Here is an 8422-nt window from a genome sequence, read left to right as displayed (position 1 = left end):
GTTGAGTTGTTCAACAGTATAATCCTGTGCCACAACGCACTCCTCAGATAGACAGCTTGTTAATGCGCTTGCCGCCGTAAAGCAGGTTGACGATGGCACGGGTACCGACAATCGCGGTGAACATGGATGTCGCCACACCGATTGCGGTGGTAATTGCAAAGCCCTTGATCGAACCGGTACCGACTGCGTACAGAATGATCGCGGTGATCAACGTCGTGACGTTGGCATCAACGATACTGGAGAACGCGCCTTTATAGCCTTCATGGATGGCCTGCTGAATGGATCGTCCATTCTTCAGTTCCTCCTTGATACGTTCGTTTATCAGTACGTTGGCGTCAACCGCCACCGCCAGCGTCAGCACGATCCCGGCAATCCCCGGCATGGTTAGCGTCGCCCCTGGTAACAGAGACATCACGCCAACGATCAGCACCAGGTTAGCCATCAACGCGGTAGAGGCGATCAGGCCAAACTTGCGGTACCAGACCACCATAAAGACGATCGAAGCCACCAGGCCCCACAGGCAAGCTTCCAGGCCCTGGGTGATGTTCTGTTGCCCCAAGGTTGGCCCAATGGTCCGCTCTTCCACGATCTGGATAGGCGCAATCAACGCACCGGCACGCAGCAGCAGCGACAGCTGACGTGCTTCGTTCGGGTTGCTGATACCGGTGATACGGAAGCTGTTACCCAGACGTGACTGAATGTTCGCCACGTTGATCACTTCTTCCTGCTTCACCAGCACTGAACGGCCGTTGGCATCTTTCTTGCCGCTGTCTTTATACTCCACGAACAGCGTTGCCATGGGTTTACCAATGCTGTCTTTGGTGAAGTTGGACATGGCAGTACCACCCGCGCTGTCCAGCGAGATATTCACCTGCGGCTGGTTGTATTCATCGGTGCTGGAGGTGGAGTCGGTAATGTGGTCACCGGTCAGGATGACGCGCTTGTACAGCACCACCGGTTGGCCTTCACGGGTGTATTTCACCTCGGAGTCACCCGGCACACGGCCATTGGCCGCAGCGGTCGCATCCGCGTTGGTATTCACCAGGCGGAATTCCAGCGTAGCGGTCGCACCCAAAATTTCTTTGGCGCGCGCCGTGTCCTGGATACCCGGCAATTCAACAACGATACGATCGGCACCCTGACGCTGTACCAACGGTTCGGCAACGCCGAGCTGGTTGACACGATTACGCAGGATGGTGATGTTCTGCTGCACCGCATACTCACGCGCTTCGCTCAGGCGAGCGTCGGTCATCGTGGCTTTCAGGGTGTTGCTGCCGTTGGCAGAAAGCACCAGATCGCGCTGACGTGGCGTCATGTAGCTGATGGCCTGGTCGCGAGCGGCGTCGTCACGGAAGCGGACTTCCACGCCGTTGTTGTCCAACTTGCGGATCGCAGCGTAAGGAATGCCCTTTTCACGCAGTTCGCTGCGCAGGGTATCCATAGTTTGTTCTTGCAACTTGCTCAGCGCGGTGTCCATGTCGACTTCCATCAGGAAGTGCACGCCACCACGTAAATCCAGACCCAGCTTCATCGGCTCGGCGTTGAGCATCGCCAGCCAGGCAGGCGTTGCCGGGGCGAGGTTCAATGCGACGACATATTTGTCACCCAGTTCCGCCATCAAGGCTTCACGGGCGCGCAACTGCACGTCAGGATCTTTAAAGCGAGCCAGGATGGCGCCGTTTTCCAGCGCAATCGACTTGCTCGCAATATTGTCTTTTTCTAATACGGTACGGACTTGGTCCAGCGTAGTTTCACTGGCGGCGACTCCGCGCGCGCCAGTGATCTGTACGGCCGGATCCTCTCCGTAAATGTTGGGAAGCGCATATAGCAGTCCGACGAGGATCACCACGATCAGCATCAGATACTTCCACAGAGGATAACGGTTTAGCACGGCAGTTCCCTTAGGGAAAACAAAATTACAGGGCCTTCATAGTACCTTTCGGCAGAACGGCCGCCACGAAGTCACGCTTGATCATCACTTCCGTGGTGTCATTCAGCGCGATGGCAATGATACCGGTATCTGCCACTTTAGTGACACGGCCAATCAGGCCACCGGTGGTCAACACTTCATCACCCTTGCCGATGGAGTCCATCAGTTTTTTGTGCTCTTTAGCACGTTTCTGCTGTGGGCGCAGGATCATGAAATAGAAGATCAGGCCAAACACCACCAGCATAATGATCAAAGAGTACGGGCTACCCTGAGATGGAGCCCCTGCTGCTGCCACTGCATCGGAAATGAAAAAGCTCATTAAAATTCCCTCATTAAATTATCAATTATTAATTCAAGCGTTTAAAGGTGGTATCGGTTTACCGATCCGACCATAAAAATCCGCCACAAACAGCTCTAATTTACCCTCTTCAATGGCCTGGCGTAAACCCGCCATCAAACGTTGGTAATAGCGCAAGTTATGGATGGTGTTCAATCGGGCCCCGAGAATTTCGTTGCAGCGATCGAGATGATGCAAATAGGCACGGCTATAATGGCGACAAGTATAGCAATCGCACTCACTGTCCAGCGTGGAGGTATCATCCTTGTGCTTGGCATTACGGATTTTTACCACACCGTCCGTCACGAACAAATGGCCGTTACGGGCATTACGCGTTGGCATCACGCAGTCGAACATGTCGATGCCGCGACGCACGCCTTCAACCAGATCTTCCGGCTTGCCAACCCCCATCAGATAGCGTGGCTTATCTTCCGGAATTTGTGGGCAAACGTGTTCAAGAATGCGATGCATATCCTCTTTTGGCTCACCTACCGCCAAACCGCCCACAGCGTAACCATCAAAGCCGATCTCCACCAGCCCTTTTACCGATACATCACGTAAATCTTCGTAAACACCGCCTTGGATAATGCCGAATAACGCATTGTTGTTATTCAGTTCATCAAAACGCTGGCGGCTGCGCTGCGCCCAACGCAGAGACATTTCCATCGAACGCTTGGCATAGTCCCAATCTGCCGGGTAAGGCGTGCATTCGTCGAAAATCATCACGATGTCAGACCCCAGGTCGTACTGGATCTCCATCGATTTTTCCGGGCTGAGGAACACTTTATCGCCGTTGATCGGGTTACGGAAATAAACGCCTTCCTCTTTAATCTTGCGCATGGCCCCCAGGCTGAACACCTGGAAACCACCGGAGTCGGTCAGGATCGGCCCGTGCCACTGCATAAAGTCATGCAGATCGCCATGCAGCTTCATGATCTCCTGCCCTGGGCGCAGCCACAGGTGGAAGGTGTTACCCAACAGGATCTGCGCACCGGTCTCTTTCACTTCTTCCGGCGTCATGCCTTTGACCGTGCCATAGGTCCCCACCGGCATAAAGGCCGGGGTTTCCACTACGCCACGCTCAAAGACCAGGCGGCCGCGACGAGCACGGCCATCGGTTGTCTGTAATTCGTACTTCACAAAACCTCCAGCGTCAGAGATACAGTCTGACGTGTGACAAAATAGAGCGCATCATAACAACGCTGTAAGCCGCGACACAAGCCAGCCCGCAAAGTGTCAGAGCCTAAATGTTGTCAATTTTTTCTATATTGTGCCGTTATTCTGACACAGTTTTGGCACAATATGCCCGCACATAATCCCTCTTACCCATTCTCGCACACTAAAGAAGTTTCAACCCGCCGTGGCTTCCCACGGCAGTTCCTCAAACCAATCGTCATCATCCTTATCATCCGGTGGCTTTCCCGGGTGCGGCGGTAACGGCAGCATCTAGCCCCCCTGCTTTTCTCAGACTATCTGCAAACATGGCCAGCAAATCCGTTCCATCTTTACTGCGCAAGAAATCAGGGATCGCGTTGATATTTTCTGCCAAAAATTTCACGTCGTCAGTCGGCAGTGATGATTCCATTGCAGTGACTATGGCTTGCATCGGTTGCGGGATAGTGGCCGCAGCTTGTTGGCGTTCCTGCATGTACCGGTCTCCTTTATCATCCCTGGCGCTGTACCGCACAATGATGTTGTCTGTCCAGCTACGGTTGCCGTAGTTATAACTTACACCGGTTACCAGACCAGTATTCCACGACATAGCGTCACTTTCCGCATCCATGTAGTGACGCCCTGCCAATCCTGCCCCGCCAGCAATAACAAAGTTATTATCGGTATCGCTTATGCCAGACCCGATACGCCAGGTAGTAACGTTTTTAAAGCGAAGCACTAACGATGCCCTTTGCGCAATTCCTCCCCCCAGGTTGTTAACAACAAGTCCTGGGTGATGGTAAGCATTCAATATGAATTCATGCGCATTCTTGGTTTCCGGTGCCGCGGTACGGAAGAAATAGTTAAGTTGTGCCCCCCACTGGCCGTTTTTATAGTTGTATCCAGATTGGTCGATGATCTGGACTTCATCCTTCTGGGTTATTGAGTCGAAATTCCACTTGCAGCCGTACTCGATAATCACATAACCAGAGGTCATCCCGTTGATCATCGACTGAATCAACGCGGTGTTATCTGTGGTTTTATCGTTCCTACCGCCGCTCTTAAGTACAGACTTGGAATACTGCCACTGCATCCCGTTGATAGTATCCTGCAGGGTAGAAACCCCTACAGCAGGGAGATTGACACCAACAAGGTTTGGTCCGCCAGATGTTGATAACTCAGCCCTGAGTTGATCGGGTGAATACTTTAGAACATTAGGGTGATAGAACTGCAGGGAGTTATTGGCGTCGTAAACCGCCATGCTCTGACCTTCTACAGTGACAAAGCGAGCTGGCATCCCATTGTAAACAGGGAACCCTCCTGCATTGATAATCACCGGCTGAGGTACAGGAACGAAAGTACCATCCTCATTGGAAAGGTAAACCTGTACTTGGTTCTCTGGTATCGTTGGGTCTTTATCAATCTGCCCAAGGTATACCTTCCCTCCTGCAGCGGCCTTAAGAGAGCGTGACAAGGTGAATGGTTGTGTCGGCATCGCAACAACGATGTTAGGAATAATATTTGCCATTGAGTAAGCTCCAGGCGTGCGGAATCCCCACAAGGCATGCTTGCGGTAAAGTGTGTTTGGTTTGTCAGATTGTCAGCGAGTCACTACCCTAGGTGCGGGGCTGGTGATATGCTGCTCAAAAAATACAGGAGGCTAAAATGAGTCAACGCAAAGAAAAATTCATGTCAGATAATATGTGGGGCTTCTTTTTGGGAACTTGCGCCATCATGATTCTTTATGTAGTTAAGTACAACTCATTGTCTGATGGCTGGCGCTTCTGGGGTATGGTAGCAATTTCATTAATTTCCGGAATTGCGATTCAACTTACCATTGCGTTTTTCAATAAAAAACGATCTCAAAATATAGACAAAAAAAGATCATCCGACATGTGTCGCACACTAGGCATACCGCCAGATTCAACAAAAGAAGAAGATATATCAAGGTGTTGGATGTATTTAATTGAGCGACACTCTCCTGAGTTGCTGGTTAATCGATTATCTGATGCTATAGGAACGTTAATTGTCTTAGCCTATACCATTTTAAGCGTAGTAATTACACTATGGTATATCGGTATGATTATCTATTTTTCTTTGGAGCGACATTATAACGAACCCATACTATTATGGCTCCCTTTGATGTCACATATTCTTCTATCTTTTTGCATATTCATTATTTCTGCCGTAACAAATATTTTTTTCAATAGGCTTCCAGGGGAGGCTAAAGCCTTTAACAAAAGATACGATGCGCTTGTTGAGGCAGACTCTCTTCTAGCAAGTGATGAATTTAGAAAGTCACTACGTGAAGAAAGTAAATAGGCCATCCTTGGCATTTATTTATTCTTTCGCCCCCTGAGCCGTTGCGGTTATCGCCCTGTGCGCGGCTTCAAGATTCCTTTCAAAAGCTGTGCTACCTCTTGGTGTGTTTCTCAGCCTAAGCAAGGCGTCACGTACGGGCCTTGATTCATACACCCTGGATGCGAGCCCGTAGCTAGGCCCAACGTCAACGATGACATCATAGCGGCCAACAGACAGGTCATTGAGCGCTATAACTTCACCGGTTTGCTCATCCTTCACTTCGGCTGACATCACCACGACATCATCAGATCCGTCTTCATTCACAACGCGGACCTCACGCTCTGAGCCGTAGACCTCCCTTGCCATGGATAGCCAGACCTCGCCAGCGCGCTTCATGCTCTTGGCCATGTTGTCCAGGTAGATGAATGACACCATGTCAGCGCGGTTCATCAGATTGTTCACGGTTTCCTGAGCAATATTGCTGGGCATCTGCTGCATTGCCTGGCTACTGCCGGTGAGCAAGGCCGCTGCCTCTAAATGATGATGCGTTGAATGTAATAGCTGAATGCCCAAGAGAATCTGAATATGTATTCTCTAAGAATGGGGAGCGTCTTACTGAGTTTAGCCGGACTGACTTCCCGAGGGCGCTCAAGATAGCTGGGATCGCTGACTTCCGTTTTCACGACTTGCGGCATACGTGGGCAAGTTGGCATGTTCAAAACGGAACCCCACTGATGGAGCTAAAAGAACTCGGCGGATGGGAGAAGCTTGAAATGGTCAACAAGTATGCTCATCTCAGCACCGAGCACCTGAGCAAATTTAGTGGGATTGTCACGTTTTTGCCACAGCCAGACACATACATCGATTCAAAGCCCATGCTTTCAGTGGTAAACAATTGATGTAAATAGACATTTTATTACCCACCACACCCGCCTCTATCAGTCTACATCAGAGATACAGTCTGACGTGATTAAAACAGGGCCACGCATTGTGCGTAGCCCGGGAATTTATTCCCCGACGGATTCGCTTTCCGCCAGTGGATTACGGCTGATAAACATCGCATCACCGTAGCTGAAGAAACGGTACTGCTCAGCCACCGCCTGATGATAGGCGTTCATGGTGTTTTTATAGCCGGCAAACGCCGAGACCAGCATGATCAGAGTGGATTCCGGCAGGTGGAAGTTGGTCACCAGCGCATCGATCACCTGATAGTGATATCCCGGATAAATAAAGATGCTGGTGTCGCCGAAGAAGGGCGCGATCAGCGCATCCTGGCAAGCATTGGCCGCGCTTTCCAGCGAACGTACCGAAGTGGTACCCACGGCAACCACCCTTTTGCCCCGCGCCTTACAGGCCAATACCGCATCCACCACTTCCTGCGGCACTTCGGCGTATTCCGCATGCATCACATGCTCTTCAATAGTTTCCACCCGCACCGGCTGGAAAGTGCCAGCGCCAACGTGCAAGGTGACAAACGCCATCTCAATGCCCTTGGCGCGCAACGCAGCCAGCAGAGGTTCATCAAAATGCAGGCCCGCCGTCGGAGCCGCTACGGCACCCGGCTTTTCACTGTAGACGGTCTGATACAATTCGCGGTCGGCGTCTTCATCCGGGCGATCGATATACGGCGGCAGCGGCATATGGCCCACCGCGTTGAGGATGGTGAACACGTCACGGTCGTCGTTAAAACGCAGTTCAAACAGCGTGTCATGGCGCGCGACCATGGTGGCGGCAATGCTTTCGTCATCACCCAGCAGCAGTTCGGTACCCGGCTTGGGAGATTTGGAGGCACGCACATGGGCCAGCACGCGATGATCGTCCAACACCCGCTCGACCAACACTTCTATCTTGCCGCCGCTGACCTTGCGGCCAAACAGGCGCGCAGGGATCACGCGGGTATTGTTGAACACCAGCAGATCGCCCGCTTCCAGGTTAGCCAACAGATCGGTGAACACGCCGTGCGTCAGGCCTCCGCTCGGCCCGTCCAGCTGCAGCAAACGGCAACCGCTGCGCTCAGGCTGTGGATAGCGGGCAATCAAAGACTCGGGGAGCTCAAAAGAAAAATCGGCGACGCGCATGGGTATTCACTTCTTCAGCTAGCTAATTGGGAAAAAATAGGCGATACAGTCTAAAGCCGCAGGCGACAAGCAGCAAGGAATAAGGCGTTGCCACCGTGGCTAATTTCTCAGGATACCACCAGACGGCAGCCGTTTGGACAGCCACAGTTGACCTTGTGGCCCTCCAGGGCAACCCCGACGTCCTGTATATTAAGTAATGACGAACCTTCCGCAATGAAGCCGGTAGTTTTACACGCCGGGCAGAATACCGGGTCGCCTTTGCAGGCGATACCCTGAGTCTGGTCAACCCATGCTGAACCGCTAAGAACCGCCCCGCCGGTGGTGGTAGTGTCCCCCTTCTGGATGATCTTCCTGCCTTGTATTGTTGCTCTCATGTCGCTCTCTACTCCGCGATAGACGCCGCTTCGCGCTCCAGGTGCCACAGCGTCGTTCCAGGTTCTTGGCCAGGAACATCCGTCGCAAATTCGCCTTGGGCAATAAATAGCTGGGAGCTGGGCTTAGACGGGGTAGACCAAAAACCGCTTACCAAGGCGGGATAGCCTGCGCGTAAGGGGGTGACCATAAGCGGCCCATCGTCAAATCGGGCAAACCAGCGTTCTGTAGACTCCTTTTCAAACTGCAGAT

General features: G+C 52.1%; 6 protein-coding genes and 4 pseudogenes. 2 read left to right on the top strand and 8 right to left on the bottom strand.

Annotated features, from left to right (window positions below; translation table 11 throughout):
- Positions 1–43: 43 nt before the first annotated feature.
- The 4 genes and pseudogenes from secD to ACLQ7H_RS16110 all read right to left on the bottom strand — a co-directional run.
- The gene (secD, locus tag ACLQ7H_RS16125; RefSeq protein WP_024528656.1) at positions 44–1891 is read right to left on the bottom strand and encodes a protein translocase subunit SecD; all 1848 of its coding nucleotides are present in this window, start codon (positions 1889–1891) and stop codon (positions 44–46) included.
- Between the two features lie 25 nt (positions 1892–1916).
- Positions 1917–2249 (bottom strand): preprotein translocase subunit YajC, encoded by a 333-nt coding sequence (gene yajC / locus ACLQ7H_RS16120; RefSeq protein WP_021180200.1) that lies wholly within the window; start codon positions 2247–2249, stop codon positions 1917–1919.
- 33 nt (positions 2250–2282) lie between these two features.
- On the bottom strand, positions 2283–3407 hold the full coding sequence (tgt, locus tag ACLQ7H_RS16115; RefSeq protein ID WP_021180201.1) for a tRNA guanosine(34) transglycosylase Tgt: 1125 nt from the start codon (positions 3405–3407) through the stop codon (positions 2283–2285).
- A gap of 1185 nt (positions 3408–4592) precedes the next feature.
- Positions 4593–4947 (bottom strand): annotated as a pseudogene (locus ACLQ7H_RS16110) (phage tailspike protein); the annotation flags it as partial.
- A 137-nt stretch (positions 4948–5084) separates the two neighbouring features.
- Here ACLQ7H_RS16110 and ACLQ7H_RS16105 point away from each other — a divergent pair.
- On the top strand, positions 5085–5741 hold the full coding sequence (locus tag ACLQ7H_RS16105) for a hypothetical protein (RefSeq protein ID WP_411753544.1): 657 nt from the start codon (positions 5085–5087) through the stop codon (positions 5739–5741).
- A gap of 18 nt (positions 5742–5759) precedes the next feature.
- On the opposite strand, the pseudogene ACLQ7H_RS16100 reads toward ACLQ7H_RS16105, so the two are convergent.
- A pseudogene (locus tag ACLQ7H_RS16100) lies at positions 5760–6239 on the bottom strand (portal protein); the annotation flags it as partial.
- On the opposite strand from ACLQ7H_RS16100, the pseudogene ACLQ7H_RS16095 reads away from it, so the two are divergent.
- Positions 6239–6619, top strand: a pseudogene (locus tag ACLQ7H_RS16095) (tyrosine-type recombinase/integrase); the annotation flags it as partial. The pseudogenes ACLQ7H_RS16100 and ACLQ7H_RS16095 sit on opposite strands and share 1 nt — an antisense overlap.
- Before the next feature lie 108 nt (positions 6620–6727).
- On the opposite strand, the gene queA reads toward ACLQ7H_RS16095, so the two are convergent.
- The 3 genes and pseudogenes from queA to ACLQ7H_RS16080 all read right to left on the bottom strand — a co-directional run.
- Positions 6728–7798, bottom strand: coding sequence for a tRNA preQ1(34) S-adenosylmethionine ribosyltransferase-isomerase QueA (gene queA / locus ACLQ7H_RS16090; protein ID WP_411753543.1), 1071 nt, complete (start codon positions 7796–7798; stop codon positions 6728–6730).
- A 107-nt stretch (positions 7799–7905) separates the two neighbouring features.
- A complete protein-coding gene (locus tag ACLQ7H_RS16085; RefSeq protein WP_411753542.1) occupies positions 7906–8172 on the bottom strand; it encodes a PAAR domain-containing protein in 267 nt (88 codons plus the stop codon).
- Positions 8173–8180: 8 nt separating this feature from the next.
- Positions 8181–8422 (bottom strand): annotated as a pseudogene (locus tag ACLQ7H_RS16080) (hypothetical protein); the annotation flags it as partial.

The organism is Serratia sp. (in: enterobacteria) (genome assembly GCF_046715635.1).
Lineage (GTDB): Bacteria > Pseudomonadota > Gammaproteobacteria > Enterobacterales > Enterobacteriaceae > Chania.
Note: the sequence above shows the minus strand (reverse complement) of the source record. Positions and strands in the feature narration are given on the sequence as shown.

What these genes read in the sequence shown, in the direction of transcription:
- yajC (WP_021180200.1), bottom strand. Translation starts at nt 2,249, where the DNA reads ATGAGCTTTTTCATTTCCGATGCAGTGGCAGCAGCAGGGGCTCCATCT.
- ACLQ7H_RS16105 (WP_411753544.1), top strand. Translation starts at nt 5,085, where the DNA reads ATGAGTCAACGCAAAGAAAAATTCATGTCAGATAATATGTGGGGCTTC.
- queA (WP_411753543.1), bottom strand. Translation starts at nt 7,798, where the DNA reads ATGCGCGTCGCCGATTTTTCTTTTGAGCTCCCCGAGTCTTTGATTGCC.
- ACLQ7H_RS16085 (WP_411753542.1), bottom strand. Translation starts at nt 8,172, where the DNA reads ATGAGAGCAACAATACAAGGCAGGAAGATCATCCAGAAGGGGGACACT.